General features: G+C 63.0%; 25 protein-coding genes. 23 read left to right on the top strand and 2 right to left on the bottom strand.

Annotated elements, in window-relative coordinates; all coding sequences use genetic code 11:
* Positions 1 to 518 precede the first annotated feature (518 nt).
* From flhA to FEM01_RS15185, 14 genes are all read left to right on the top strand, one after another.
* Positions 519 to 2,648 carry a flagellar biosynthesis protein FlhA gene (flhA, locus tag FEM01_RS15250; protein WP_138220309.1) on the top strand — a complete coding sequence of 710 codons (2,130 nt, stop codon included), beginning with the start codon at positions 519 to 521 and terminating at the stop codon, positions 2,646 to 2,648.
* Between the two features lie 11 nt (positions 2,649 to 2,659).
* The gene (gene flhF / locus FEM01_RS15245; protein WP_138220308.1) at positions 2,660 to 3,970 is read left to right on the top strand and encodes a flagellar biosynthesis protein FlhF; all 1,311 of its coding nucleotides are present in this window, start codon (positions 2,660 to 2,662) and stop codon (positions 3,968 to 3,970) included.
* A gap of 93 nt (positions 3,971 to 4,063) precedes the next feature.
* Positions 4,064 to 4,897 carry a flagellar synthesis regulator FleN gene (fleN, locus tag FEM01_RS15240; protein ID WP_016393812.1) on the top strand — a complete coding sequence of 278 codons (834 nt, stop codon included), beginning with the start codon at positions 4,064 to 4,066 and terminating at the stop codon, positions 4,895 to 4,897.
* Positions 4,894 to 5,634 carry an RNA polymerase sigma factor FliA gene (fliA, locus tag FEM01_RS15235; protein WP_138220307.1) on the top strand — a complete coding sequence of 247 codons (741 nt, stop codon included), beginning with the start codon at positions 4,894 to 4,896 and terminating at the stop codon, positions 5,632 to 5,634. Before fleN ends, fliA begins: the two co-directional genes overlap by 4 nt.
* Before the next feature lie 103 nt (positions 5,635 to 5,737).
* A complete protein-coding gene (locus FEM01_RS15230) occupies positions 5,738 to 6,112 on the top strand; it encodes a chemotaxis response regulator CheY (RefSeq protein ID WP_138220306.1) in 375 nt (124 codons plus the stop codon).
* Between the two features lie 18 nt (positions 6,113 to 6,130).
* Positions 6,131 to 6,919, top strand: a complete 789-nt coding sequence (locus FEM01_RS15225) for a protein phosphatase CheZ (protein ID WP_138220305.1) — start codon at positions 6,131 to 6,133, stop codon at positions 6,917 to 6,919.
* Between the two features lie 12 nt (positions 6,920 to 6,931).
* Complete coding sequence (locus tag FEM01_RS15220) at positions 6,932 to 9,160, top strand: chemotaxis protein CheA (protein ID WP_138220304.1); 2,229 nt, start codon at positions 6,932 to 6,934, stop codon at positions 9,158 to 9,160.
* Positions 9,161 to 9,205: 45 nt separating this feature from the next.
* Positions 9,206 to 10,333 carry a protein-glutamate methylesterase/protein-glutamine glutaminase gene (locus FEM01_RS15215; protein WP_138220303.1) on the top strand — a complete coding sequence of 376 codons (1,128 nt, stop codon included), beginning with the start codon at positions 9,206 to 9,208 and terminating at the stop codon, positions 10,331 to 10,333.
* Positions 10,333 to 11,073, top strand: coding sequence for a flagellar motor protein (locus FEM01_RS15210; protein ID WP_138220302.1), 741 nt, complete (start codon positions 10,333 to 10,335; stop codon positions 11,071 to 11,073). Before FEM01_RS15215 ends, FEM01_RS15210 begins: the two co-directional genes overlap by 1 nt.
* 3 nt (positions 11,074 to 11,076) lie before the next feature.
* Positions 11,077 to 11,934: a flagellar motor protein MotD gene (gene motD / locus FEM01_RS15205; RefSeq protein WP_138220301.1), complete on the top strand. Its 858-nt coding sequence runs from the start codon at positions 11,077 to 11,079 to the stop codon at positions 11,932 to 11,934.
* Positions 11,935 to 12,059: 125 nt separating this feature from the next.
* Positions 12,060 to 12,848 (top strand): ParA family protein, encoded by a 789-nt coding sequence (locus tag FEM01_RS15200; protein ID WP_138220300.1) that lies wholly within the window; start codon positions 12,060 to 12,062, stop codon positions 12,846 to 12,848.
* Positions 12,848 to 13,759, top strand: coding sequence for a CheW domain-containing protein (locus tag FEM01_RS15195; RefSeq protein ID WP_138220299.1), 912 nt, complete (start codon positions 12,848 to 12,850; stop codon positions 13,757 to 13,759). The genes FEM01_RS15200 and FEM01_RS15195 overlap by 1 nt, the downstream gene beginning before the upstream one ends.
* A gap of 68 nt (positions 13,760 to 13,827) precedes the next feature.
* Positions 13,828 to 14,307 carry a chemotaxis protein CheW gene (locus FEM01_RS15190; protein WP_003254393.1) on the top strand — a complete coding sequence of 160 codons (480 nt, stop codon included), beginning with the start codon at positions 13,828 to 13,830 and terminating at the stop codon, positions 14,305 to 14,307.
* Between the two features lies 1 nt (position 14,308).
* On the top strand, positions 14,309 to 14,704 hold the full coding sequence (locus tag FEM01_RS15185; RefSeq protein ID WP_138220298.1) for a DUF2802 domain-containing protein: 396 nt from the start codon (positions 14,309 to 14,311) through the stop codon (positions 14,702 to 14,704).
* 77 nt (positions 14,705 to 14,781) lie between these two features.
* Here FEM01_RS15185 and FEM01_RS15180 read toward each other — a convergent pair whose 3' ends face one another.
* Positions 14,782 to 15,117 carry an EscU/YscU/HrcU family type III secretion system export apparatus switch protein gene (locus FEM01_RS15180; protein WP_138220297.1) on the bottom strand — a complete coding sequence of 112 codons (336 nt, stop codon included), beginning with the start codon at positions 15,115 to 15,117 and terminating at the stop codon, positions 14,782 to 14,784.
* A complete protein-coding gene (locus FEM01_RS15175) occupies positions 15,114 to 16,688 on the bottom strand; it encodes a flagellar hook-length control protein FliK (protein WP_138220296.1) in 1,575 nt (524 codons plus the stop codon). Before FEM01_RS15175 ends, FEM01_RS15180 begins: the two co-directional genes overlap by 4 nt.
* Positions 16,689 to 16,886: 198 nt before the next feature.
* Here FEM01_RS15175 and ccmA point away from each other — a divergent pair, with 198 nt between their 5' ends.
* From ccmA to ccmI, 9 genes are read left to right on the top strand one after another with little or no spacing between them, the layout of a single operon-like run.
* A complete protein-coding gene (gene ccmA, locus FEM01_RS15170; protein WP_138220295.1) occupies positions 16,887 to 17,519 on the top strand; it encodes a cytochrome c biogenesis heme-transporting ATPase CcmA in 633 nt (210 codons plus the stop codon).
* A complete protein-coding gene (gene ccmB, locus FEM01_RS15165) occupies positions 17,516 to 18,184 on the top strand; it encodes a heme exporter protein CcmB (RefSeq protein ID WP_138220294.1) in 669 nt (222 codons plus the stop codon). The genes ccmA and ccmB overlap by 4 nt, the downstream gene beginning before the upstream one ends.
* A gap of 46 nt (positions 18,185 to 18,230) precedes the next feature.
* Positions 18,231 to 18,998, top strand: coding sequence for a heme ABC transporter permease (locus FEM01_RS15160; RefSeq protein WP_138220293.1), 768 nt, complete (start codon positions 18,231 to 18,233; stop codon positions 18,996 to 18,998).
* Positions 18,995 to 19,171, top strand: coding sequence for a heme exporter protein CcmD (gene ccmD / locus FEM01_RS15155; RefSeq protein WP_046854700.1), 177 nt, complete (start codon positions 18,995 to 18,997; stop codon positions 19,169 to 19,171). Before FEM01_RS15160 ends, ccmD begins: the two co-directional genes overlap by 4 nt.
* On the top strand, positions 19,168 to 19,611 hold the full coding sequence (gene ccmE / locus FEM01_RS15150; protein ID WP_138220292.1) for a cytochrome c maturation protein CcmE: 444 nt from the start codon (positions 19,168 to 19,170) through the stop codon (positions 19,609 to 19,611). Before ccmD ends, ccmE begins: the two co-directional genes overlap by 4 nt.
* Before the next feature lie 11 nt (positions 19,612 to 19,622).
* On the top strand, positions 19,623 to 21,596 hold the full coding sequence (locus tag FEM01_RS15145; protein ID WP_171030971.1) for a heme lyase CcmF/NrfE family subunit: 1,974 nt from the start codon (positions 19,623 to 19,625) through the stop codon (positions 21,594 to 21,596).
* Entirely contained in the window at positions 21,593 to 22,129 is a 537-nt protein-coding gene (locus FEM01_RS15140; protein WP_138220290.1) for a DsbE family thiol:disulfide interchange protein, read from the top strand. Before FEM01_RS15145 ends, FEM01_RS15140 begins: the two co-directional genes overlap by 4 nt.
* Complete coding sequence (locus FEM01_RS15135; RefSeq protein ID WP_138220289.1) at positions 22,126 to 22,602, top strand: cytochrome c-type biogenesis protein; 477 nt, start codon at positions 22,126 to 22,128, stop codon at positions 22,600 to 22,602. Before FEM01_RS15140 ends, FEM01_RS15135 begins: the two co-directional genes overlap by 4 nt.
* Entirely contained in the window at positions 22,595 to 23,782 is a 1,188-nt protein-coding gene (ccmI, locus tag FEM01_RS15130; protein WP_138220288.1) for a c-type cytochrome biogenesis protein CcmI, read from the top strand. The genes FEM01_RS15135 and ccmI overlap by 8 nt, the downstream gene beginning before the upstream one ends.
* Positions 23,783 to 23,793 lie beyond the last annotated feature (11 nt).

Below are 23,793 nucleotides of genomic sequence, written 5' to 3'. Positions count from 1 at the left end.
GAGTGCCTTACCACTGCGAAATACATCCATCACTTCAAATGAATAATTCTGCTGTTCTTGCTCTTGCTCTTGCTTCTAAGTGCGCAATACCCCAGGCGCCGCCAATTGCGACTTCAGGAGGCCGAGTGTAGGCGTCTGTAGGGCCAGGTGCGCAGCACCCTTCGGCGTAGCCGAAGGCGCGAGATGTAGACTTGCGCAGCAAGTCGTAGGCCGCGCGGGCCCGAAAGGCGCCGGAGCGAGGGAACCCCTGCGCTCAGCGCAGGGGCCGGATGATGGAGCGAGCGGTTTTTGCCTACTTTTGCCCAAGAGCAAAAGTAGGTCGCCGTAAAGGCGAAAAGGTGACTAAAAGTCGACATCGTCGATGAATGCCCATACATCTGCCAAAACCAACACGCTGTTCATCGACCCCGCCCCGTCCACCCCAAAAAAACCCAGGTCAAAAAAGTTGGAAAGCTTCTTGCACAGCCAGCGCCAAGCGCCACACAGGCGTCAAAGTTTTTGCTTGAAGAGGACTCGCGGTGGATCGCACTCAGTTAATCAGCAACGCCCGTAACAACCTGGCCGGTCTCGGCCGGGGCAACCTCGGCGTGCCGTTGCTGTTGCTGGTGATGTTGGCAATGATGATGTTGCCGATACCGCCGTTCCTGCTCGACGTGTTCTTCACCTTCAACATCGCCCTGTCGATCGTTGTCCTGCTGGTCTGCGTGTACGCCCTGCGCCCGCTGGACTTCGCCGCGTTCCCCACCATCCTGCTGGTGGCAACCCTGCTGCGTCTGGCCCTGAACGTCGCCTCCACCCGCGTCGTAATGCTCCATGGTCAGGAAGGCCACGGCGCCGCCGGTAAAGTGATCCAGGCCTTCGGTGAAGTGGTGATCGGCGGCAACTATGTCGTCGGTGCGGTGGTGTTCGCGATCCTCATGATCATCAACTTCGTGGTCGTCACCAAAGGCGCGGGGCGCATCTCCGAGGTCAGTGCACGCTTTACCCTCGACGCCATGCCCGGCAAACAGATGGCCATCGACGCCGACCTCAATGCCGGCCTTATCGATCAAGCCCAGGCCAAGGCCCGCCGCGCCGAAGTCGCCCAGGAAGCCGAGTTCTACGGCTCCATGGACGGCGCCAGCAAGTTCGTGCGGGGTGATGCCATCGCCGGCCTGTTGATCCTCTTCATCAACCTGATCGGCGGCATGCTCATCGGCATGCTGCAGCACGGCATGACGTTCAGCGACGCTGGCAAGGTCTACGCCCTGCTGACCATTGGTGACGGTTTGGTGGCGCAATTGCCATCACTGCTGTTGTCCACGGCGGCGGCGATCATGGTGACCCGCGCTTCGGGCTCCGAAGACATGGGCAAGCTGATCAACCGGCAGATGTTCGATTCACCCAAGGCGCTGGCTGTATCGGCAGCGTTGATGGTGATCATGGGGCTGGTGCCCGGCATGCCGCATATTGCCTTCATCAGCCTTGGCGTATTGGCCGGTGGTGGCGCCTACCTGGTCTGGAAGAAGCAGCAGAAGGCCAAGGTCGCAGCCCTACAAGAAGCGCAACGCCAGCAGGACTTATTGCCCTCGCCGCAGCGCGCCATGGAGACCAAGGAGCTGGGCTGGGACGATGTCACCCCGATCGACATGATCGGCCTCGAGGTCGGCTACCGGCTGATCCCCTTGGTAGACCGTAACCAGGGCGGCCAACTGCTCGCGCGGATCAAGGGCGTGCGCAAGAAGCTGTCCCAGGATCTGGGCTTCCTCATGCCCACTGTGCACATTCGCGACAACCTCGATCTGCAGCCCAGCGCCTATCGCCTGACGCTAATGGGGGTGATCCTGGCCGAGGCCGAGATCTATCCAGATCGGGAGCTGGCAATCAACCCAGGTCAGGTGTTCGGTACGCTCAATGGCATCGCAGCGCGAGACCCAGCGTTTGGCCTGGAGGCCGTGTGGATCGACATCGCCCAGCGCGCCCAGGCGCAGTCGTTGGGTTACACCGTGGTAGATGCCAGCACCGTGGTCGCCACCCACCTCAACCAGATATTGCAAAAGCACTGTCACGAGCTGATCGGTCACGAAGAAGTCCAGCAACTATTGCAGGTGCTGGCCAAGGCTTCGCCAAAGCTCGCCGAAGAGCTGGTGCCAGGCGTCATTTCCTTGTCGGGGCTGCTGAAGGTTCTGCAGGCATTGCTCAGCGAGCAAGTGCCCGTGCGTGACATCCGCAGTATTGCCGAAGCCATCGCCAACAATGCCAGCAAGAGTCAAGATACCGCCGCGCTCGTGGCGGCAGTGCGTGTCGGATTGTGTCGCGCCATCGTGCAAAGCATTGTCGGCATTGAGTCCGAGCTACCTGTCATTACGCTTGAACCAAGGTTGGAACAAATCTTGCTCAATAGTCTGCAAAGGGCCGGGCAGGGTCAGGAAGATGGTGTTCTTCTTGAGCCAAGCATGGCCGAAAAGCTTCAGCGTTCGCTGATCGAGGCAGCCCAGCGTCAGGAAATGCAGGGCCAGCCCGCCATCTTGCTGGTGGCCGGGCCGATTCGCGCGATGCTGTCACGTTTCGGTCGCCTGGCTGTACCGAATTTGCATGTTTTGGCGTATCAGGAAATACCTGACAACAAGCAAGTCACCATCGTTGCCACCGTGGGCCCAAATGGCTGAGGTAGTGGGTTATGCAAGTTAAGCGTTTTTTCGCCGCTGATATGCGTCAGGCCATGAAGCTGGTCCGTGATGAGCTGGGCTCCGATGCCGCCATCATCGGTAACCGGCGCATCGCTGGCGGTGTCGAGCTGACGGCCGCGCTGGACTACAAGCTGTCTGCCCTGGCCCCGCGCGTGCCCAACGCCGAGCTGGAGGATGAGCTGCGCAAGACCCAGTCGCGCATCGTCACCGCCCAGGCCGAAATCGAAAATCGCAGCGAGGCGCTCGAGGGCAACCGCCAGTTATTCGCCGGGCTGTCGCTGACGGCTTCGGAGCCCTTGGTGGAGCCACACGTCGAGGCGCCGGCAGCGGTCGCGCCGACTGCGCCTGCGCCAGTCGATCCACGCTTGTTCGATGCCATGCGCTCTGAGTTGTCTGGCCTGCGCGAGTTGCTCGAAGTACAGCTCGGCTCGCTGGCCTGGAGCCAGCTACAAGGCAGCAAGCCGCAGCAGGCCAACCTGTGGCGTCGTCTGCAGCGCCTGGGCCTGTCGGGTGGGCTGGCCCGCGAGTTGCTCGAACTCACGGCTGAAATCGACGAGCCACGCCAGGCCTGGCGTATGGTCCTGGCGCACCTGGCGCGCATGATCGAGGTGCCTGAGATCGAGCCTATCGAAGAAGGTGGCGTCATCGCCATGGTCGGTCCGGCCGGCATGGGCAAGACCACCACCCTGGCCAAGCTCGCCGCGCGTTACGTGCTCAAGTACGGCGCGAACAACCTGGCGCTGGTGAGCATGGACAGCTTCCGTATCGGTGCGCAAGAGCAGCTCAAGACCTTGGGTCGAATCCTCAATGTGCCGGTGACCTACGTTGACCCGGGCGAGTCCCTGGCACAGGCACTCGAGCCGCTGCTGCGCAAGCGCGTGGTGCTGATCGACACCGCTGGCTTGCAGGCCAGTGACCCGGCACTGCGCATGCAGCTCGAAACCCTGGCCGGGCGTGGTATCGCTTCGAAGAATTACCTGGTGCTGGCCACTACCAGTCAAAAACAGGTGCTCACCGCCGCTTACCATAGCTACAAGCGCTGCGGCCTGGCCGGGTGCATCCTGACCAAACTTGATGAGACGGCTTGTCTTGGCGAAGTGCTGAGCCTGGCCATTAGTCACGAACTGCCCGTTGCCTATCTCACCGATGGGCCGCGCATTCCTGACGACCTGCAACTCCCTCGCAAGCACCAACTGGTCAGTCGTGCAGTGAGCGTGCAGATGCAGGACGAGCCCAGCGAGGAGGCCATGGCTGACATGTTCGCTGATCTCTACCAGAACCCTGGCAAACGGGCGGGTTGAGGGTGAATACTGTGCAAAGTACCTACATCCTGGGGTCGAGCGTAAAGCCCCTCATGTGGCTTGGGTCCAAGCGAGACAAGGTAAACAACAGACATGGGTAGCATGCATCCCGTACAGGTGATCGCCGTGACTGGCGGCAAAGGTGGCGTCGGCAAGACCAACGTTTCAGTGAACCTGTCCCTGGCGTTGGCCGAGCTGGGGCGCAGGGTCATGCTGCTCGACGCCGACCTGGGCCTGGCTAACGTCGACGTGCTGCTCGGACTCACCCCCAAGCGTACCCTGGCTGACGTCATCGAAGGACGTTGTGAGCTGCGTGATGTGCTCTTGCAAGGGCCGGGCGGGGTGCGCATCGTGCCGGCTGCCTCTGGCACGCAAAGCATGGTGCACCTGGCGCCGGCGCAGCACGCGGGGTTGATCCAGGCGTTCAGCGAGATCGGCGACAATCTCGACGTGCTGGTCATCGACACTGCTGCAGGTATTGGTGACTCGGTAGTCAGTTTCGTGCGTGCGGCGCAGGAAGTGTTGTTGGTAGTGTGCGATGAACCCACTTCGATCACCGACGCCTATGCGTTGATCAAGCTGCTCAACCGCGACTACGGCATGAACCGTTTCCGCGTGCTGGCCAACATGGCCCAGAGCCCCCAGGAAGGGCGCAACCTGTTCGCCAAATTGACCAAGGTCACGGACCGTTTCCTGGACGTCGCCCTACAATACGTCGGTGCCGTGCCTTACGACGAATGCGTTCGCAAGGCGGTACAGAAGCAGCGGGCGGTCTACGAGGCCTTCCCTCGGTCCAAGTGTGCGCTGGCCTTCAAGGCCATCGCGCAGAAGGTCGATAGCTGGCCGCTGCCTGCCAACCCGCGTGGACATCTTGAATTCTTCGTCGAGCGTCTAGTGCAACCGACCAGTGCGGGGCCAGTTCTATGAATGCGAGCGGTTTCAAGATGTACAGCAAGGCTGCCAAGGATGCGCAGTACGAGCTGGTGGAGCGCTACGCGCCGCTGGTCAAGCGTATCGCCTACCACCTGCTGGCGCGTTTGCCGGCCAACGTGCAGGTCGAGGATCTTATCCAGGCAGGCATGATTGGCCTGCTGGAAGTCGCCAATAAATACGATGCCAGCAAAGGTGCCAGTTTCGAGACCTATGCCGGTATTCGTATCCGTGGCGCGATGCTCGACGAGGTGCGCAAGGGGGATTGGGCACCGCGTTCGGTACACCGCAACACGCGCATGGTCAGCGACGCGATTCGCTGTGTCGAGGCAAGAACAGGCCGCGACGCTAAAGATCACGAGGTTGCTGCCGAACTCCAATTGAGTCTCGACGATTACTACGGGATTCTGAACGACACCTTGGGCAGCCGCCTATTCAGTTTCGACGATCTTTTGCAGGACGGCGAACACGAAGGGTTGCACGAGGACGGAGCGAGTGGGCAGTTGGAGCCGTTGCGCGATCTGGAGGACGAACGTTTCCAGTCAGCGCTGGCCGATGCGATCGCCAACCTGCCGGAGCGTGAACGCCTGGTCCTGGCGCTGTACTACGACGAAGAGCTGAACCTCAAGGAAATCGGTGAGGTCCTGGGGGTCAGCGAGTCGCGGGTCAGCCAGCTGCATAGCCAGTGTGCCGCGCGCTTGCGCAGCCGCCTGGGGGAATGGCGGGCGCGTTGAACGCAGGTTCGATGCAGTCGTTTTTTGTGGTGCCGAATTGATTGAGCGCGCGCTCGGCGCCGAGCGCGTTTAAGACTGCTTGGAGGTCTAATTGAACAAAGAAATGAAAATCCTCATCGTTGACGACTTTTCGACGATGCGGCGGATCATCAAGAACCTGTTGCGTGACCTGGGCTTCACCAACACCGACGAGGCCGATGATGGCGTCACGGCTCTGCCGATGCTCGAGGCCGGTCACTATGACTTCCTGGTGACCGACTGGAACATGCCTGGCATGTCCGGCATCGACCTGCTGCGCAAGGTCCGCGCTCACGAGCGCCTCAAGGGTATGCCAGTGCTGATGGTGACCGCCGAGGCCAAGCGCGACCAGATCATCGAAGCGGCCCAGGCTGGCGTCAATGGCTATGTGGTCAAGCCTTTTACCGCCCAGGTGCTCAAAGAAAAGATCGAAAAGATCTTCGAACGCGTCAACGGCTGAGTCACGTCAGGGGGCGCCATGGAGTCAACCAACAACTCTCTGGGTGAGTTCGAATCAACCCTGAAAAAGCATGCCCAGGAACTGGTCGAGAGCCTTGAGCGCGGCCGGTTCGGCGAGGCGGTACAGCTGATACACCAGCTGAACCAGACCCGCGACCGTGGGCTGTATCAGGAGGTCGGCAAGCTCACCCGTGAACTGCACAGTGCAATCGTCAGCTTCCAGATCGACCCGGCCATGCCGCAGGCCGAGGAAGTCTCGCAGATAACCGATGCCACCGAGCGCCTCTCCTACGTGGTGCGCCTTACCGAAGGCGCAGCCAACCGCACCATGGACTTGGTGGAGGAGAGCACGCCGGTGCTCAACGACTTGTCTGCCGAGGCGCAGGCACTGTCGGTCGACTGGCAGCGATTCATGCGTCGCGAAGTGGCTGCGCCGGAATTCCGTGAGCTGGTCAAGCGCGTCGACAGTTTCCTGGCGCAGAGCGCGGAAGGTAACCGTAAGGTTGCCGGCCACCTCAACGACATTCTGCTTGCGCAGGATTATCAGGATCTCACCGGCCAGGTGATCAAGCGAGTGACCTCGCTGGTCACCGAAGTCGAAAGCAATCTGCTCAAGCTCGTGCTGATGGCGAGTCAAGTCGATCGGTTTGCCGGTATCGAACATGACCACCAGCAGCTTCGCGCTGAAAAAGATGAAGAAAAACATCCGACTCGGGGTGAAGGTCCGCAGATTCATGCCGATAAGCGTGAAGACGTGGTGTCCGGTCAGGACGACGTCGACGATCTGCTGTCCAGCCTGGGTTTTTAAGGAGCACGTTTAATGAGCTTCGGCGCCGATGAAGAAATCCTCCAGGATTTCCTGGTAGAAGCCGGCGAAATCCTCGAGCAACTGTCCGAGCAACTGGTCGAGCTGGAAAGCCGGCCTGATGATGCGGACCTGCTCAATGCGATTTTCCGCGGTTTCCACACTGTAAAAGGGGGCGCCGGCTTCCTTCAGCTGCATGAGCTGGTGGAGTGCTGTCACATCGCCGAGAACGTGTTCGACATCCTGCGTAAAGGTGAGCGCCGGGTCGATGCGGAATTGATGGATGTGGTGCTTGAGGCACTCGACACGGTCAACAGCATGTTCAGCCAGGTACGCGAGCGTACCGATGTCACGCCGGCGACGCCGGAGCTGCTGGCAGCGCTGTCGCGCCTGGCCGAGCCGGGTGGCGCTGAGGCACCGGCTGAAGTGCTCGAAACGCCACCTGTGGTCGAGGCCGCGGCCGAGCCCGATGGCGAACCGGACATTACCGACACCGAGTTCGAGCAGTTGCTCGATTCGCTCGATGCGGTCAAGGCCGAGGCTGCCGTACACGAGCAATTGCAGGGCGAAGCGCTCAGCGGCGGCGGTGACGAGATCACCGATTCGGAGTTCGAGTCTCTGCTCGACCAACTGCATGGCAAGGGCCAGTTCAGCGCGCCTGCGCCGGCCAGTGCGCCGGAGGCTGCGTCTGCGCCGGCCAGCGATGAAATTACCGACGACGAGTTCGAGTCGCTGCTCGACCAGTTGCACGGCAAGGGTACGTTCGCCGTCGATGCGCTGCCTGGCGCAGGCGCATCTGAAGCACCGGCGGCGGCCGGCGGCGACCACATCAGCGAGCACGAGTTTGAAGCGCTGCTCGACGAGCTGCATGGCAAGGGCAAGTTCAGCGGTGATGCGGTCGCTGCCGAGGCGCCTGCTGCTGCGGTGGCCGCAGCGCCCAAGGCCGACAGCAAGCCGGTTGCCAAACCTGCGCCGGCACCTGCCGCAGCCGCGGCTCCTGCGACCAAGCCGGCAGCGGCGCCTGCGCCGGCACGAGCCCCAGCGCCTGCTGGCGAGAAGCCGACTGCCAGCGAAGCGGAAACCACCGTGCGCGTCGATACTGCGCGCCTGGACGAGATCATGAACATGGTCGGCGAACTGGTGCTGGTGCGTAACCGTCTGGTGCGCCTGGGCCTGAACAGCGGCGATGAAGCCATGTCCAAGGCCGTGTCCAACCTCGATGTGGTCACCGCCGACCTGCAGACTGCGGTCATGAAGACCCGCATGCAGCCGATCAAGAAGGTCTTCGGGCGCTTCCCGCGCCTGGTTCGTGACCTGGCGCGTCAGCTCAAGAAAGAGATCAACCTGGAGCTGGTGGGCGAAGAGACCGACCTGGACAAGAACCTCGTCGAGGCCCTCGCCGACCCACTGGTGCACTTGGTGCGCAACGCGGTCGACCACGGTGTCGAGATGCCGGAAGAGCGCGAAGCCTCCGGTAAAGCACGTACCGGTCGTGTGGTGCTGTCGGCCGAGCAGGAAGGCGACCACATCCTGCTGTCGATCTCCGATGACGGCAAGGGCATGGACCCGAGCGTGCTGCGTGCCAAAGCGGTCGAGAAGGGCCTGATGGACAAGGACGCAGCTGATCGCCTGAGCGAGTCGGACTGCTACAACCTGATCTTCGCCCCAGGCTTCTCGACCAAGACCGAGATCTCCGACGTGTCCGGTCGCGGTGTGGGTATGGACGTGGTGAAGACCAAGATCTCCCAGCTCAACGGCTCGATCAACATCTTCTCGGCCAAGGGCCAGGGTTCGAAGATCGTCATCAAGGTGCCGCTGACCTTGGCGATCATGCCGACCCTGATGGTGATGCTGGCCAACCAGGCATTCGCTTTCCCGTTGGTCAACGTCAACGAGATCTTCCACCTGGACCTGTCGCGCACCAACGTGGTCGATGGTCAGGAAGTGGTGATCGTGCGGGACAAGGCCTTGCCGCTGTTCTACCTCAAACGCTGGCTGGTCCAGGACCAGGAGCACGAGGAGCAGCACGAGGGCCATGTGGTGATCCTGTCGGTCGGCACCCAGCGTATCGGCTTCGTGGTCGATCAGCTGGTGGGTCAGGAAGAGGTGGTGATCAAGCCGCTGGGCAAGATGTTGCAGGGCACCCCGGGCATGTCCGGCGCCACCATTACCGGTGACGGCCGTATTGCCTTGATCCTCGATGTTCCGAGCATGCTCAAGCGTTACGCCGCCCGGCGTATTTGATTCTGGTGGCGCGCCCTATCGGGGGCGCCACCTAATGGAGTGTTTATGGCAGTCAAGGTCCTGGTGGTGGATGATTCCGGTTTCTTCCGCCGCCGTGTCTCGGAAATTCTCTCGGCCGACCCGACGATCCAGGTCGTGGGTACCGCGACAAATGGCAAGGAAGCGATCGACCAGGCGCTGTCGCTCAAGCCCGATGTCATCACCATGGACTATGAAATGCCCATGATGGACGGCATCACGGCAGTACGGCACATCATGCAGCGTTGCCCGACGCCGGTGCTGATGTTCTCCTCGCTCACCCACGAAGGCGCCCGGGTCACCCTGGATGCCTTGGATGCCGGCGCGGTCGACTACCTGCCGAAGAATTTCGAAGACATCTCGCGCAACCCCGAGAAGGTCAAGCAACTGCTGTGCGAGAAAGTCCACACCATCTCGCGCAGCAATCGTCGTTTCAGTGGCTATGCAAGCCCGGCCCCGGCAGCGGCGCCGACAGCCAGTCCCACTCCGACCAGCAGCTTTGCCGCCAGCACACCGGCGTCACGGCCTGTGGCGCCTGCGCCAGTGCGCGCTGCTGCGCCGGCTGCCAGTCACTCGCCAGCCCCCAAGCGCAAGCCTTACAAGTTGGTGGCCATCGGCACCTCCACCGGGGGGCCGGTCGCGCTGCAGCGTGTACTCACCCAACTGCCCGCCAGCTTCCCGGCGCCGATCGTGCTGATTCAGCATATGCCCGCTGCGTTCACCAAGGCCTTCGCCGAACGCTTGGACAAACTGTGCAAGATCAGCGTGAAGGAGGCCGAGGACGGCGATGTACTGCGTCCGGGCCTGGCGCTGCTGGCGCCTGGTGGCAAGCAGATGATGATCGACGGCCGTGGCACGGTGAAGATCCTGCCGGGCGATGAGCGTCTGAACTACAAGCCATGCGTCGATATCACCTTCGGTTCGGCGGCCAAGTCCTACGGCGACAAGGTGCTGTCCGTGGTGCTCACTGGCATGGGCGCCGATGGCCGCGAAGGCGCACGTCTGCTCAAGCAGAACGGCAGTACCGTCTGGGCCCAGGACGAGGCCAGCTGCGTGATCTACGGGATGCCGATGGCGATTGTCAAAGCCAACCTCGCCGACGCCGTCTATAGCCTGGACGATATCGGCAAACACCTGGTCGAGGCCTGCGTCTGATGGATGTCCTGAGCCTTATCGGTCTGATCCTGGCTTTCATTGCCATCGTCGGTGGCAACTTCATCGAAGGCGGCCATGTTGGCGCTTTGGTCAACGGTCCGGCGGCGCTGATCGTGCTCGGCGGTACGTTGGCTGCTGCGTTGTTGCAGTCGCCGCTGCCTGCGTTCAAGCGTGCCTTGCAGATCGTGGGCTGGATCTTCTTCCCGCCACGCGTGGACCTGGCCGGTGGTATCGACCGTGTGGTGAATTGGAGCCTGACTGCGCGCAAGGAAGGCCTGCTGGGTTTGGAAGGGGTCGCCGATGCCGAACCCGACCCCTACGCGCGCAAAGGTTTGCAGTTGCTAGTCGACGGCGCCGAGCCTGAATCCATTCGCAGCATCCTCGAGGTCGATTTCCTGACCCAGGAGAATCGCGACATCCAGGCCGCCAAGGTGTTCGAGAGCATGGGCGGTTATGCGCCGACCATCGGCATCATCGGTGCGGTAATGGGCTTGATCCATGTAATGGGCAACCTGGCCGACCCGACGCAACTGGGCAGTGGTATCGCCGTGGCCTTCGTCGCCACCATCTACGGTGTCGCCAGCGCCAACCTGATCCTGCTCCCGGTCGCCAACAAGCTCAAGGCCATTACCCTGCGCCAGTCGCGCTACCGCGAGATGCTTCTCGAAGGTCTGCTGTCGATCGCCGAGGGCGAGAACCCACGCTCGATCGAGTTGAAGCTGCAAGGCTTCATGGAGTAACCCATGGCCCGTCGTCGTCGCGTAGAGGAGCATGAAAACCACGAGCGCTGGCTGGTGTCGTACGCTGACTTCATCACCTTGCTGTTCGCCTTCTTCGTGGTCATGTACTCCATTTCCTCGATCAACGAGGGCAAGTACAAGCAGATCTCGCAGGCGTTGATCGGGGTGTTCAACGATCCTGAGCGCAGTGTCAGGCCGATTCCGATTGGTGACGAGCGCCCGTTGACGGTCAAGCCGGCCGAACCGCTGATCAAGGACAGCGAGCAGACCGATGCAGGCCTGGCCCAGACCAGCGTCGACCCGCTCAAGACCATCACAGATGATGTGCGCGACGCCTTTGGCGACCTGATCAAGTCCAACCAGATGACCGTGCGCGGCAACGAACTGTGGGTGGAGATCGAACTCAACTCGGCATTGTTGTTCGGCAGTGGCGATGCCATGCCCAGTGACGTTGCCTTCGAGATCATCGAGAAGGTGGCCAACATACTCAAGCCGTTCGCCAACCCGGTGCATGTCGAGGGCTTCACCGACAACCTGCCGATCCGTACCGCGCAGTACCCGACCAACTGGGAGCTGTCTTCGGCGCGTGCGGCAAGCATCGTGCGCCTGCTGGCGATGGAAGGGGTGAATCCCGCGCGCATGGCCTCGGTGGGTTACGGCGAGTATCAGCCGGTGACCAGCAACGACACTGCCGAAGGCCGTGCGCGCAACCGGCGCGTGGTGCTGGTGATTTCGCGCAACCTCGAAGTGCGCCGTAGCCTGACCGGCAGTGGCAGTGCAAATGCGACGCCGGATGCGGCATTGCGCCGGGCTGGCACACAAAGTGCACCAGCCTCGCCAGCACCGCTGGTGAGGCAATGATTCGTCAATTCACCGACGCCGATGGCAGCGCAGTGCAGTGATGTTGCACCGGCATTGCCGGTATTCGCGGGAACCGCCCGCGCCTACAGAGTCTCGCGCCAAATCAATGAGATAGAAGTTGTCCTATGAGAGTCTGGGCAGTAGCCAATCAAAAAGGTGGCGTCGGCAAGACCACCACCACCATCGCCTTGGCCGGCCTGCTAGCCGAGGCGGGTAAGCGCGTGGTCGTGGTCGACCTCGATCCGCACGGCTCGATGACCAGCTATTTCGGGCATAACCCTGACGCGCTCGAACACAGCTGCTACGACCTGTTCCTGCACAAGGGCAGCGTGCCCGAGGGCTTGCCCGGACAACTGCTGCTGCCGACCAGTGACGAGCGCATCTCACTGCTACCTTCCAGCACCGCGTTGGCGGTACTCGAGCGTCAGTCGCCGGGGCAGAGCGGTTTGGGCCTGGTGATCGCCAAGAGTCTGGCGCAGCTGTGGCAGGATTTCGACTTCGCCCTGATCGATAGTCCGCCGCTGCTCGGCGTGTTGATGGTCAACGCCCTGGCCGCCAGCCAACAGCTGGTGATCCCGGTGCAGACCGAGTTCCTCGCGGTCAAGGGCTTGGAGCGCATGGTGGGCACCCTGGCCATGGTCAACCGCTCGCGCAAGCAAGCGCTGCCGTACCAGATCGTCCCGACCCTGTTCGATCGCCGCACCCAGGCCTCCCTCGGCACCTTGAAAGTGCTGCGCGATACCTATGGCGAGCAGGTCTGGCAAGGCTACATTCCGGTGGACACGCGCCTGCGTGACGCCAGCCGCAATGGCGTCACCCCTTCGCAATTCGACGGCAAGAGCCGGGGCGTGGTCGCTTATCGCGCACTGCTCAAGCACCTGCTCACCTACCGCACCGCACTGCAGGTGGCCTGATGAACCCAGCCCCGCACATCACCAGCAAGCCGCAGTTGGCCTTGCAGTCCTACCTCGATGGCCTGCTGCAAGAAGCCACCGAGGTGTTCGAGGAGCCGCAGCCCGAGGCGCTTGCCGCCCCTGCGAGCAGCGTTTCCAGCGATGAATTCGAAGCCGCCGTGCGCGCAGAACAGGCCGCCGATGCTCGGCGCCAGGCCGCGCCGGTACAAGCCGCACCGCGGCCATTCGCCGAGCCGCAAGCCAAGGTACTGCCCACCGTGTTGCCCCCGAGCCGGCCGCTGCCGGAGCCGGTCGTCAGCCTGGTGGACACCGAAGTCGTGGCCGAGGCCAGCATTCCGGTGTTGACCCAGGTCCAGGTGGCCGAGCCTGTGGCCCCGCTGGTGGAGGTGCATTTGCCCGCTCCGGCGGCGCCCGTGCCGCCGGCCACGGTCGATGGCCGCCCGGCGTGGGCCGCCGAGCCGTTCGAGTGCCTGTTGTTCGATGTGGCGGGGCTGACCCTGGCGGTACCCTTGGTTTGCCTGGGCTCGATCTACAGCCTGGCCGGCCAGGAGCTGACCCCGCTGTTCGGCCAGCCAGATTGGTTCCTCGGTATCCTGACCTGCCAGGCCGGCAACCTCAAAGTACTGGACACCGCCCGCTGGGTGATGCCCGACCGCTACCGTGAGGATTTCCGCCAGGGCCTGCAATACGTCATTTCGGTACAGGGTTACGAGTGGGGGCTGGCGGTGCATCAAGTCAGCCGCTCGCTGCGCCTGGACCCCAACGAGATCAAGTGGCGCAGCCAGCGTGGCCAGCGCCCGTGGCTGGCCGGTACGGTGATCGAGCACATGTGCGCGTTGCTCGATGTGGCCGAGCTTGCCGAGTTGATCGCCAGTGGCGCGGTCAAGCAGATGAACACCCAACACAACTGAATCAACGCCGCTTCTGCCGCGGTTATCGAAGATCACACCGCCAAGGGCGGTTTTAGAGGGCTAGGGGAATGAAAAAGTCGTCTGCACAAGGTTCTGAAGATCCGATCCTGCAATGGGTAACCTTCCGCCTGGACAATGAGTCCTACGGGATCAACGTCATGCAGGTGCAGGAAGTGCTGCGCTACACCGAAATCGCGCCAGTACCGGGCGCGCCCAGCTATGTCCTGGGTATCATCAACCTGCGTGGCAATGTGGTGACGGTGATCGACACCCGCCAGCGCTTCGGCCTGATGCCCACTGAGGTGACCGACAATACCCGCATCGTGATCATTGAGGCGGACAAGCAGGTGGTTGGTATTCTGGTCGACAGCGTCGCCGAGGTCGTGTACCTGCGTCAGTCGGAGATCGAGACTGCGCCGAACGTCGGCAACGAAGAGTCGGCCAAGTTCATCCAGGGCGTGTGCAACAAGAACGGCGAACTGCTGATTCTGGTCGAGCTGGACAAGATGATGACCGAGGAAGAGTGGTCCGAGCTGGAGAACATCTGAGTTGATTTTCGAGGTTGCTGTCATCTTCCTGGCGCTGCTGTGGGCGCTGAGCCTGTGGTTCTTCCTCAACTACAGCAAGCGCCAGCGCGAGCTGGCCGCCCAGCAGGCCGAAGGCGATGCCGTGCGCGACCAGCGTATCAAGGATCTGGCCAAGCGCCTGGACGACTACCAGAACGGCACTGTGCGCATGGGCGAGGCTATCCACGAACTGCGCGCAGTGGTGGCGCCTTTGCCAGACAGGCTCCAGCAACTGGAGCAACGTGATCCCAACAACGTGACCTTCGCCCAGGCCGCCAAGCTGGTGGGCATGGGCGCAAGCGTCGAGGAGCTGACCCAGACCTGCGGGCTGACCCAGGCCGAGGCACAGCTGATGAGCAAGCTGCACCGCGCCGATTGATCGTTGGCAGGCTGTCTATCCGTCACTGGTCGGCCTGAAACAGGCGGCCAGTGACACCGCCCCGTGTCTGCTGTGGCTCAGTCAGGGGCAGGCAGTTGGGCCAAGTGCGGGGTGATATCGCGCGCCTGTGGGCCACTGTCGTCAAAGCCTGCTGGCATCTTGCCGCGTAGTTGCCAGGCGAAGGCGATGATTTCGGCGATGGTCAGGTATAGCGCCTCGGGGATCTGCTCGCCCAACTCCAGGCGCGCGAGCAGACGCACCAGCTCGGGGTTCTCGTAGATCGGTACTTCGTGCTCGCGGGCGAGGGCGAGGATCGCCTCGGCCAACTCATCATCGCCCTTGGCGCTCAGGGTCGGTGCCTGCTGGCCGTCGTAGCTCAAGGCGATGGCTTGGCGCGGTTGCTGGTGCTTCATGCGGTTTCGTCCACCCAACGTTGTTCCAGGCGTGTGCGCGGGCCTTGCGGCGGTGTGCCGGGGTGGCACTGTAGATCTCCGACATCCAGTCCCCGAGCCAGCAGGCGCTCGCGCAGGCTGCCGAGCTGGCTATCGATCCATTGCGCGGTGTGCGGTTGTTCGGCCCACAGTTGGCCGGACAGCCGACCTTGGGCCAGTTGCGCCTGGACGTGCAGTGGGCCCAGCGGCGCCAGGTCGAATGCCAGTTCGATGCGCCACAGCGCCTCTGCCGGCTCACGCGGTTCGCGCTCGCGTTCACGATTGGCTTGTTGTTCGGGGGTTTCCTCCCGTTGCAACTTGACCTGAAGCGGGATGAACTCCTGGCCGTGGCGGATCGGCACTTCGGTCTGCCAGCTGGTTTGCAGGTTGCCGTTTTCCAGCGTGCCGCTCTGTTGCAGACTGGACAGTGCATGGCTCTGCAAACGTGAGACGGCGGCAGCTGCCAGGCGCAGCAATTGCTGCAGGTCGCCTGCATTTTCCAGGCTTTGCAGCAGCCGTGAGGGCAGCGGGAAGGTGCCCGGCAACTGGCGAGGGGTGACTTGGCCGAGCATGCCCAGCGCACTGCGCGCGAAACCGGGCAACGCCTGGGCCAGGGTGCTGGCGGCCAGCGCCGGGTTTACGCCGGCGCCGGGAGGCGGCGTGGGTAACTGAGCGACCAGGCGGATCAGTTGCGCCTTGAGGTCGGGTGCCAGGTTCCCCGCCTGGCCGCCTTGCAGCAGTTTGGCTTCGAGAAACGTGCCGCTGTTGTTCAAGGATTGGGCCAGGGTTTTCGGGTCGCTCAACTGGCGCGCGTCGGGCAGGCTGGCGAGCAGCCGCTCGGCGCTGGCACGCAGCTCGGCGCCGGTATCGGCGTTGCGAATGATTTGCTGCAGGGCATCGAGCAAGCCCGGCAGGGAGGCTTGCTGGCTCTGTTGGTTCAGCAACTGCTGCGCCACCGCCAACTGGTCCTGACGGCCGCTGAGCGGCACGAAACGCAGGGATTGGTCGCCCTGCACCACGGCGCTGAGCAAGCTGCCTACAGGCAGTGGTCGAGGGCTGTCGATGGTCAAGGTCGCGCCGGCCTGACTGCTGCTGAGCAGGGTCACCAGCGAGCGGTAGCTGGCCGTCTGTGCAGGGTTCTGCATCAAGGCCTGGGTGGTCACCACCTTGCCTTGTAGCAGGGTGCCAACCGGCGTCTGGAGGGTGTCCAGGCGGGTCAGGGTGGCGACGTTGTTGGCCTTGTTATTCTGTATCACCACCGCCAGTTCGTTGCTCTGGGTCTGGGTGACGCTGACTTGGCTGCCCTGGGGCAGGGGAGCGCTTGCACTGGCCTGAACCTGGGCCTGCACGCCACCGCTTAGGGTAATGCGCAGCACCATCTGGTAGTCCTGGCCGACCTGGCGCAGCGACAACACTTCGGCGCGTGCCGTCTCGCCGTCTGCCACCAGACCCGGCTGTGGCTGCATTAGGCGCAACAGTTCACCGGTCATGTTGGCCTTGGCTGCCTGTGGGCTTAGCGCAGATTGTGCGCCGAGACTATTGATTTCAGTCATGATTGTATACAACCTGTCGAACCAGCCCTCGTTGCGGCGCGGCGCGCGTGCAATAATGCTGCCCGCCCGCCTGCCAGTATAACGGCAGGGCTTGGGGCGACTTGAGACAACGGCTACACGGCGGCATTGCCTTGTTCGCGGCTTCTCCCGCGAAGAGCACAGCGCCGCTCATGGGCCGACACAGCATAAGGCGATATCGTGACCCTTCATCTCCAAGCCGTGGGCCTGGCCTGCGAGCGCGACTGGCGACTGCTGTTCGAACACCTGGACTTCGACCTGCAACCTGGCGACATGTTGCAGATCGCAGGGCCAAATGGTAGTGGCAAGACCAGCCTACTGCGCCTGCTGGCCGGGCTGATGCAGCCAACGGCCGGGCAGATCCTGTTCAACGGCAGGCCCTTGGCCGAGCAGCGGCATGCGCTGGCCAGCATCCTGCTGTGGATCGGCCATGCCGCCGGGATCAAGGATTTGCTCAGCGCCGAAGAGAACCTGGCCTGGCTCTGCGCGCTGCATCAGCCGGCCTCTCGCAGCGCCCTTTGGGAGGCATTGGCGGCGGTCGGGCTGCGCGGTTTCGAGGATGTGCCTTGTCATACGCTGTCTGCCGGGCAGCAGCGCCGCGTGGCATTGGCCCGGCTTTACCTGGACAGCCCGCCGCTGTGGATTCTCGATGAGCCTTTCACCGCTTTGGACAAGCAAGGCGTCGCACAACTCGAAGCGCATCTGGCCGCCCATTGCGAGCGAGGCGGTACGGTCGTGCTGACGACTCACCACAGCCTGGGTCTCAAGCCATCCGGTTACCGTGAACTGAACCTGGGGCAATGGTCGGCATGAGCGTGTTTGTTCTTTTACTGCGCCGCGAGGCGCGTCTGTTGTTCCGCCGTCCGGCAGAGCTTGCCAATCCGCTTGTGTTCTTCGCCATCGTGGTGGCGCTGTTTCCGTTGGCGGTCGGTCCCGAAACTCAATTGTTGCAAACCTTGTCGCCCGGACTGGTCTGGGTGGCTGCGCTGTTGGCTGTACTGCTCTCACTGGACGGGCTGTTTCGCAGCGATTTCGAGGATGGCTCGCTCGAACAGTGGGTACTGTCGCCGCATCCGCTGGCTATGCTGGTGCTGGCCAAGGTACTGGCGCACTGGACGTTTTCGGGGCTTGCGCTGGTACTGCTGTCGCCATTGCTGGCACTGATGCTGGGCTTGCCCGCCAGTTGCCTGCCGGTGCTGTTGGCTTCGCTCGTGTTGGGGACTCCGGTGTTGAGCTTGCTCGGTGCGGTCGGCGCGGCCCTGACGGTCGGCCTCAAGCGCGGCGGACTGCTGCTGGCGCTGCTGATATTGCCGTTGTATATCCCTGTATTGATCCTGGGCAGTGGTGCGCTGCAGGCGGCGTTGCAGAATATGCCAGCCACCGGCCACCTGCTCTGGCTCGCCAGCCTCGCGGCCCTGGCCGTGACCCTGGCACCCTTTGCGATCGCCGCCGGGCTGAAAATCAGCGTCGGCGAATAACGAGTCCCGGGCACCGCAGCCCGGCCAATACCCTGGATGTACCCTGATGAAAATTAGCTGGACGTGGTTCCACAAACTCGGCTCACCCAAATGGTTCTACGCCATCAGCGGGCGCCTGCTGCCCTGGCTGGCGCTGGCCGCTGCTGTGCTGCTGCTGGTGGGGATCGTCTGGGGCCTGGCCTTCGCCCCACAGGATTACCAGCAGGGCAACAGCTTCCGCATCATTTATATCCACGTGCCGGCGGCGATGCTGGCGCAGTCCTGCTACGTGCTCTTGGCCGTGGCGGGCGTGGTGGGCTTGGTATGGAAGATGAAAATCGCCGATGTGGCCTTGCAGTGCGCGGCCCCTATCGGTGCCTGGATGACCGCCTTGGCGCTGGTGACGGGCGCGATCTGGGGCAAGCCTACTTGGGGCAGTTGGTGGGTGTGGGACGCGCGGCTCACTTCGATGCTGATTCTGCTGTTCCTGTACTTTGGCATCATCGCCCTGGGCCAGGCGATCAGTAACCGTGACAGCGCCGCCAAGGCCTGCGCGGTGCTGGCTATCGTCGGGGTGGTGAACATCCCGATCATCAAGTACTCGGTCGAGTGGTGGAACACCTTGCACCAAGGCGCCACCTTCACCCTGACCGAAAAGCCTGCGATGCCTGCCGAGATGTGGCTGCCGCTACTGTGCACGGTACTGGGCTTCTATTGCTTCTTCGGTGCGGTGCTGCTGCTGCGCATGCGCCTTGAAGTGCTCAAGCGCGAAGCCCGTGCCAGTTGGGTCAGGGATGCGGTGTTGAACAGCCTGGGGCGGGAGGGCGTGCGATGAGCTTCGCGTCGTTCAGTGATTTTCTGGCCATGGGGCACCATGGTCTGTATGTCTGGTCGGCCTATGGGATTTGTCTGGCGGTGCTGGCGCTCAATGTCGCTGCGCCGTTGCTGGCCCGTCGTCGCTACCTGCAAGAAGAGGCGCGACGACTGCGCCGGGAGAACAAACCGTGAATCCGCAGCGCAAGAAACGCCTGTTTATCATTCTCGGCCTGCTGGCCGGTGTCGGTGTGGCCTTGGCTTTTGCCCTGAGTGCCCTGCAGCAGAACATCAACCTGTTCTACACCCCGACCCAGATCGCTAACGGCGAAGCACCGCTGGACACTCGCATTCGCGCTGGCGGCATGGTCGAGAAAGGTTCTGTACAGCGCTCCTCGGACTCGCTCGATGTACGTTTCGTGGTCACCGATTTCAGCAAGTCAGTGCCGATCACCTACCGTGGCATTCTTCCCGACCTGTTCCGCGAGGGGCAGGGCATCGTCGCCCTGGGCAAGCTCAACGCCGACGGCGTGGTCGTGGCCGATGAGGTGCTGGCCAAGCACGACGAGAAGTACATGCCGCCCGAGGTCACCAAGGCCCTGAAGGAGAGCGGTCAAGCGGAGGCCAAGCCATGAACGCTGCGCTGCTGATCCCCGAGCTTGGGCAACTGTCGATGATCCTGGCGATCTGCTTCGCCGCTGTGCAGGCCAGCGTGCCACTGCTCGGTGCCTGGCGCGGCGACCGCTTGTGGATGGGGCTGGCGCGACCGGCGGCATGGGGCCAGTTCGCCTTCCTGGCGTTCGCCTTCGCCTGCCTGATCCATGCCTTCATGACCGACAATTTCTCGGTGGCCTACGTAGCCGGCAACTCCAACAGCGCCTTACCCTGGTACTACAAGTTCAGCGCCGTGTGGGGTGCCCACGAAGGCTCGTTGCTGCTTTGGGCATTGATCCTCGGCGGCTGGACCTTCGCCGTGTCGATCTTCTCGCGTCAATTGCCGCAGGTGATGCTGGCGCGGGTGCTGGCGGTCATGGGGATGATCAGCGTGGGCTTTCTGAGTTTCCTGATCATCACCTCCAACCCGTTCTCGCGGTTGCTGCCGCAGGTGCCGGTCAATGGGCGCGACCTCAACCCCTTGCTGCAGGATTTCGGCCTGATCGTCCACCCGCCGATGCTGTACATGGGCTACGTGGGTTTCTCGGTGGCCTTCGCCTTCGCCATCGCCGCGCTGCTCGGGGGGCGCCTGGACGCGGCCTGGGCGCGCTGGTCACGGCCTTGGACTATCGTCGCCTGGGCGTTCCTGGGGGTAGGCATCACCCTGGGGTCGTGGTGGGCCTACTACGAATTGGGCTGGGGCGGCTGGTGGTTCTGGGACCCGGTGGAAAACGCCTCGTTCATGCCGTGGCTGGTGGGCACGGCGTTGATCCACTCGCTGGCGGTGACTGAAAAACGCGGGGTGTTCAAGAGCTGGACCGTGCTGCTGGCCATCGCGGCATTCTCGCTGAGCCTGCTGGGCACCTTCCTGGTCCGCTCCGGGGTGCTGACCTCGGTACATGCGTTTGCTGCGGATCCGTCGCGCGGGGTGTTCATCCTGATCTTCCTGTTGGTGGTGGTCGGCGGCTCGCTCACGCTGTTCGCCGTGCGCGCGCCGGTGGTCAAGAGCCAGGTGGGCTTCGCTCTGTGGTCGCGCGAGACCTTGCTGCTGGCCAACAACCTGGTGCTGGTGGTGGCCGCCTCAATGATTTTGCTGGGCACCCTCTACCCACTGGTGCTGGACGCCTTGACCGGCGCCAAGCTGTCGGTGGGCCCACCGTATTTCGATGCGTTGTTCCTGCCGCTGATGGCCTTGCTGATGGTGATCATGAGTGTGGGCGTGCTGGTGCGTTGGAAAGATACCCCCGGCAAGTGGCTGGCCAGCATGCTCACCCCGGTGCTGATTGGTAGCGCGGTGCTGGCCCCGGTGGCGGGGCTGATCGTCGATGACTTCGACTGGCCGGCCCTGAGTGTCTTCGCCCTGGCGGCCTGGGTGGTGCTCGGTGGGCTGCGTGACATCCTCGACAAGACCCGTCACAAGGGGCTGTTTAAAGGGCTGGGTGGGCTCAGCCGCAGTTACTGGGGGATGCACCTGGCCCACCTGGGGCTGGCGGTGTGCGCCCTGGGTGTGGTTCTGTCGAGTAACAACAGCGCCGAGCGCGACCTGCGCATGGCCCCGGGCGAGAGCGTCGAGTTGGGCGGCTATCATTTCTTGTTCGAAGGCGCCAAGCACTTCGAAGGGCCGAACTTCATCTCCGACAAGGGCACCATCCGGGTATCGCGCGAGGGCCGTGAAGTGAGCGAGCTGCACCCCGAGAAGCGCCTGTACACGGTACAGCAGTCGATGATGACCGAGGCCGGTATCGATGCAGGTTTCACCCGCGACCTCTACGTGGCCCTGGGTGAGCCGCTGGAAAACGGCGCTTGGGCGGTGCGGGTGCATATCAAACCGTATGTCCGCTGGATTTGGCTGGGCGGTCTGCTGACCGGTCTGGGCGGCTTGCTGGCGGCTTTCGACCGACGCTATCGCGTCAAGGTCAAGACCCGTGTGCGTGAGGCCTTGGGTGTGTCTGGAGCGACGGTATGAAGCGTTGGATCATGATGGTGCCCCTGGTGGTGTTCCTGCTGGTGGCGGTATTTTTGTACAAGGGGTTGTTCCTCAAACCAGACGAACTGCCCTCGGCGATGATCGGCAAGCCTTTCCCGGCCTTTTCGCTGGCGACGGTGCAGGGCGATCGAAGCCTCACCCAGGCCGACCTGCTGGGGCGTCCGGCGTTGGTCAACGTGTGGGGGACCTGGTGCCCGTCGTGCAAGGTCGAGCATCCGTACCTCAACCAGCTGGCTGAACAGGGCGTGGTGATCCATGGGGTCAACTACAAGGACGACAGCGCAGCTGCCTTGAAGTGGCTGGCCGAGTTCCACAATCCCTATCAACTGAACATCGCCGATCCGCAGGGCTCGCTGGGCCTGGATCTAGGTGTATACGGCGCCCCGGAAACCTTCCTGGTCGATGCCAAGGGCATCATCCGCTACAAGCACGTCGGCGTAGTCGACGCCACAGTATGGCGCGAACAGTTGGCGCCGCTGTACCAAGACCTGGTCGACGAGGCTCGCCCATGAAGCGCTGGCTTGCAGCTGTCGTACTGGGCTTGAGCCTGGCCGGCGCGGCCCGTGCGGCCATCGACACCTATCAGTTTCGCGACGAGGCCGAACGCGAGCGCTATCAGCAACTGACCAAGGAACTGCGCTGCCCCAAGTGTCAGAACCAGGACATCGCGGACTCCAATGCGCCTATCGCTGCTGACCTGCGCCGCGAGATCTTTCGCATGCTCGGCGAGGACAAGAGCAACCAGCAGATCATCGACTTCATGGTCGAGCGCTATGGCGACTTCGTGCGCTACAAGCCGGCCCTGAGTGCACGGACCTGGCTGCTGTGGTTCGGCCCAGGGTTGCTGTTGGCCGGTGGTTTCGTGGTGCTGGCGGTGATCGTCCGCCGTCGCCGCAGTAGCGCCGTAAGTGGCGTTACCGAACTGTCCGCCGAGGAACGCGAACGCCTCGCCAAACTGCTGGAAAAAGAACCTACCCATGACTGAATTCTGGCTTAGCGCGGGCCTGTTGCTGCTCGCCGCCCTGTCTTTCCTGCTGATCCCGATCCTGCGTGGCCAGCGCCGCGAGCAGGCCGAGCAGGACCGCACCGCGATGAACGTTGCGCTGTACGAAGAACGCGTGGCCGAGTTGGCTGCCCAGCAAGCGGCTGGGGTCCTCGACGATGCTCAGTTGGCCAACGGGCGCGATGAGGCTGCCCGTGAGTTGCTGGCCGACACCGAGCGTGCCGAGGCTGCGCGCCAGGGCCAACTGGGCAAGGCCCTCCCATTGCTGGCAGCGGTCCTGGTGCCAGCCATGGCATTGGGCTTGTACCTGCATTTCGGCGCAGCCGACAAGGTCGAGCTGACCCGCGAGTTCGCCCGTGCACCGCAATCGTTGCAGGAGATGACCGCACGCCTGGAGCGCGCGGTGCAGGCCCAGCCGGATTCGGCTGAAGGCTTGTACTTCCTGGGCCGTGCCTACATGGCTGAGCAGCGCCCTGCGGATGCCGCCAAGGCCTTCGAGCGTGCCGTTGCCCTGGCAGGGCGCCAGCCGGAGTTGCTCGGGCAATGGGCCCAGGCGTTGTACTTTGCTGCCGACAAGCGCTGGTCGGCGTCGTTGCAGGCCCTCACCGACGAAGCGCTCAAGGCTGATCCACAGGAGGTCACCAGCCTGGGCCTGCGTGGGATTGCCGCCTTCGAGGGGGAACGTTACCAAGACGCCATCGACTACTGGCAGCGCCTGTTGGCACAACTGCCCGAGGGCGATGCTTCGCGTGTTGCCCTGCAAGGAGGCATCGACCGCGCTGCCGATAAACTCAAGGCTGGCGGTGGCCAGGTGGCACCCAGCGCACGTCTGAAAGTGCGGGTGGCGCTGGCCGCAGCGCTCAAGGACAAGGTGCGCCCGGACGACAGCGTGTTCATCTTCGCGCGTGCCAGTAACGGGCCGCCCATGCCGTTGGCGGCCAAGCGGGTGACGGTGGCGCAGTTGCCGATCGAAGTGGAGTTGTCGGACGCCGATGCGATGATGGCGCAGATGAAACTGTCGGACTTCGCCGAAGTCCAACTGGTAGCCCGTGTCTCTCGTGCCGGCCAACCGACCCGTGGCGAATGGAAAGCCCAGAGCGCGCCGCTGGCCACCGGCACCCAGGCCACCCAGCACCTGACCATCGACAGCCCCGACTCCTGAGAGAACGCCGC

This window comes from Pseudomonas mosselii (assembly GCF_005796105.1).
In the GTDB taxonomy this organism is placed as follows: domain Bacteria; phylum Pseudomonadota; class Gammaproteobacteria; order Pseudomonadales; family Pseudomonadaceae; genus Aquipseudomonas; species Aquipseudomonas mosselii_C.
This window is presented reverse-complemented; position numbering and strand designations above follow the sequence as displayed.

Excerpts from the sequence above, each read along its gene's own strand:
- flhF (WP_138220308.1), top strand. The coding sequence starts at position 2,660 with ATGCAAGTTAAGCGTTTTTTCGCCGCTGATATGCGTCAGGCCATGAAG.
- fleN (WP_016393812.1), top strand. The coding sequence starts at position 4,064 with ATGGGTAGCATGCATCCCGTACAGGTGATCGCCGTGACTGGCGGCAAA.
- fliA (WP_138220307.1), top strand. The coding sequence starts at position 4,894 with ATGAATGCGAGCGGTTTCAAGATGTACAGCAAGGCTGCCAAGGATGCG.
- FEM01_RS15230 (WP_138220306.1), top strand. The coding sequence starts at position 5,738 with ATGAAAATCCTCATCGTTGACGACTTTTCGACGATGCGGCGGATCATC.
- FEM01_RS15225 (WP_138220305.1), top strand. The coding sequence starts at position 6,131 with ATGGAGTCAACCAACAACTCTCTGGGTGAGTTCGAATCAACCCTGAAA.
- FEM01_RS15220 (WP_138220304.1), top strand. The coding sequence starts at position 6,932 with ATGAGCTTCGGCGCCGATGAAGAAATCCTCCAGGATTTCCTGGTAGAA.
- FEM01_RS15215 (WP_138220303.1), top strand. The coding sequence starts at position 9,206 with ATGGCAGTCAAGGTCCTGGTGGTGGATGATTCCGGTTTCTTCCGCCGC.
- FEM01_RS15210 (WP_138220302.1), top strand. The coding sequence starts at position 10,333 with ATGGATGTCCTGAGCCTTATCGGTCTGATCCTGGCTTTCATTGCCATC.
- motD (WP_138220301.1), top strand. The coding sequence starts at position 11,077 with ATGGCCCGTCGTCGTCGCGTAGAGGAGCATGAAAACCACGAGCGCTGG.
- FEM01_RS15200 (WP_138220300.1), top strand. The coding sequence starts at position 12,060 with ATGAGAGTCTGGGCAGTAGCCAATCAAAAAGGTGGCGTCGGCAAGACC.
- FEM01_RS15195 (WP_138220299.1), top strand. The coding sequence starts at position 12,848 with ATGAACCCAGCCCCGCACATCACCAGCAAGCCGCAGTTGGCCTTGCAG.
- FEM01_RS15190 (WP_003254393.1), top strand. The coding sequence starts at position 13,828 with ATGAAAAAGTCGTCTGCACAAGGTTCTGAAGATCCGATCCTGCAATGG.
- FEM01_RS15180 (WP_138220297.1), bottom strand. The coding sequence starts at position 15,117 with ATGAAGCACCAGCAACCGCGCCAAGCCATCGCCTTGAGCTACGACGGC.
- FEM01_RS15175 (WP_138220296.1), bottom strand. The coding sequence starts at position 16,688 with ATGACTGAAATCAATAGTCTCGGCGCACAATCTGCGCTAAGCCCACAG.
- ccmB (WP_138220294.1), top strand. The coding sequence starts at position 17,516 with ATGAGCGTGTTTGTTCTTTTACTGCGCCGCGAGGCGCGTCTGTTGTTC.
- FEM01_RS15160 (WP_138220293.1), top strand. The coding sequence starts at position 18,231 with ATGAAAATTAGCTGGACGTGGTTCCACAAACTCGGCTCACCCAAATGG.
- ccmD (WP_046854700.1), top strand. The coding sequence starts at position 18,995 with ATGAGCTTCGCGTCGTTCAGTGATTTTCTGGCCATGGGGCACCATGGT.
- FEM01_RS15140 (WP_138220290.1), top strand. The coding sequence starts at position 21,593 with ATGAAGCGTTGGATCATGATGGTGCCCCTGGTGGTGTTCCTGCTGGTG.
- FEM01_RS15135 (WP_138220289.1), top strand. The coding sequence starts at position 22,126 with ATGAAGCGCTGGCTTGCAGCTGTCGTACTGGGCTTGAGCCTGGCCGGC.
- ccmI (WP_138220288.1), top strand. The coding sequence starts at position 22,595 with ATGACTGAATTCTGGCTTAGCGCGGGCCTGTTGCTGCTCGCCGCCCTG.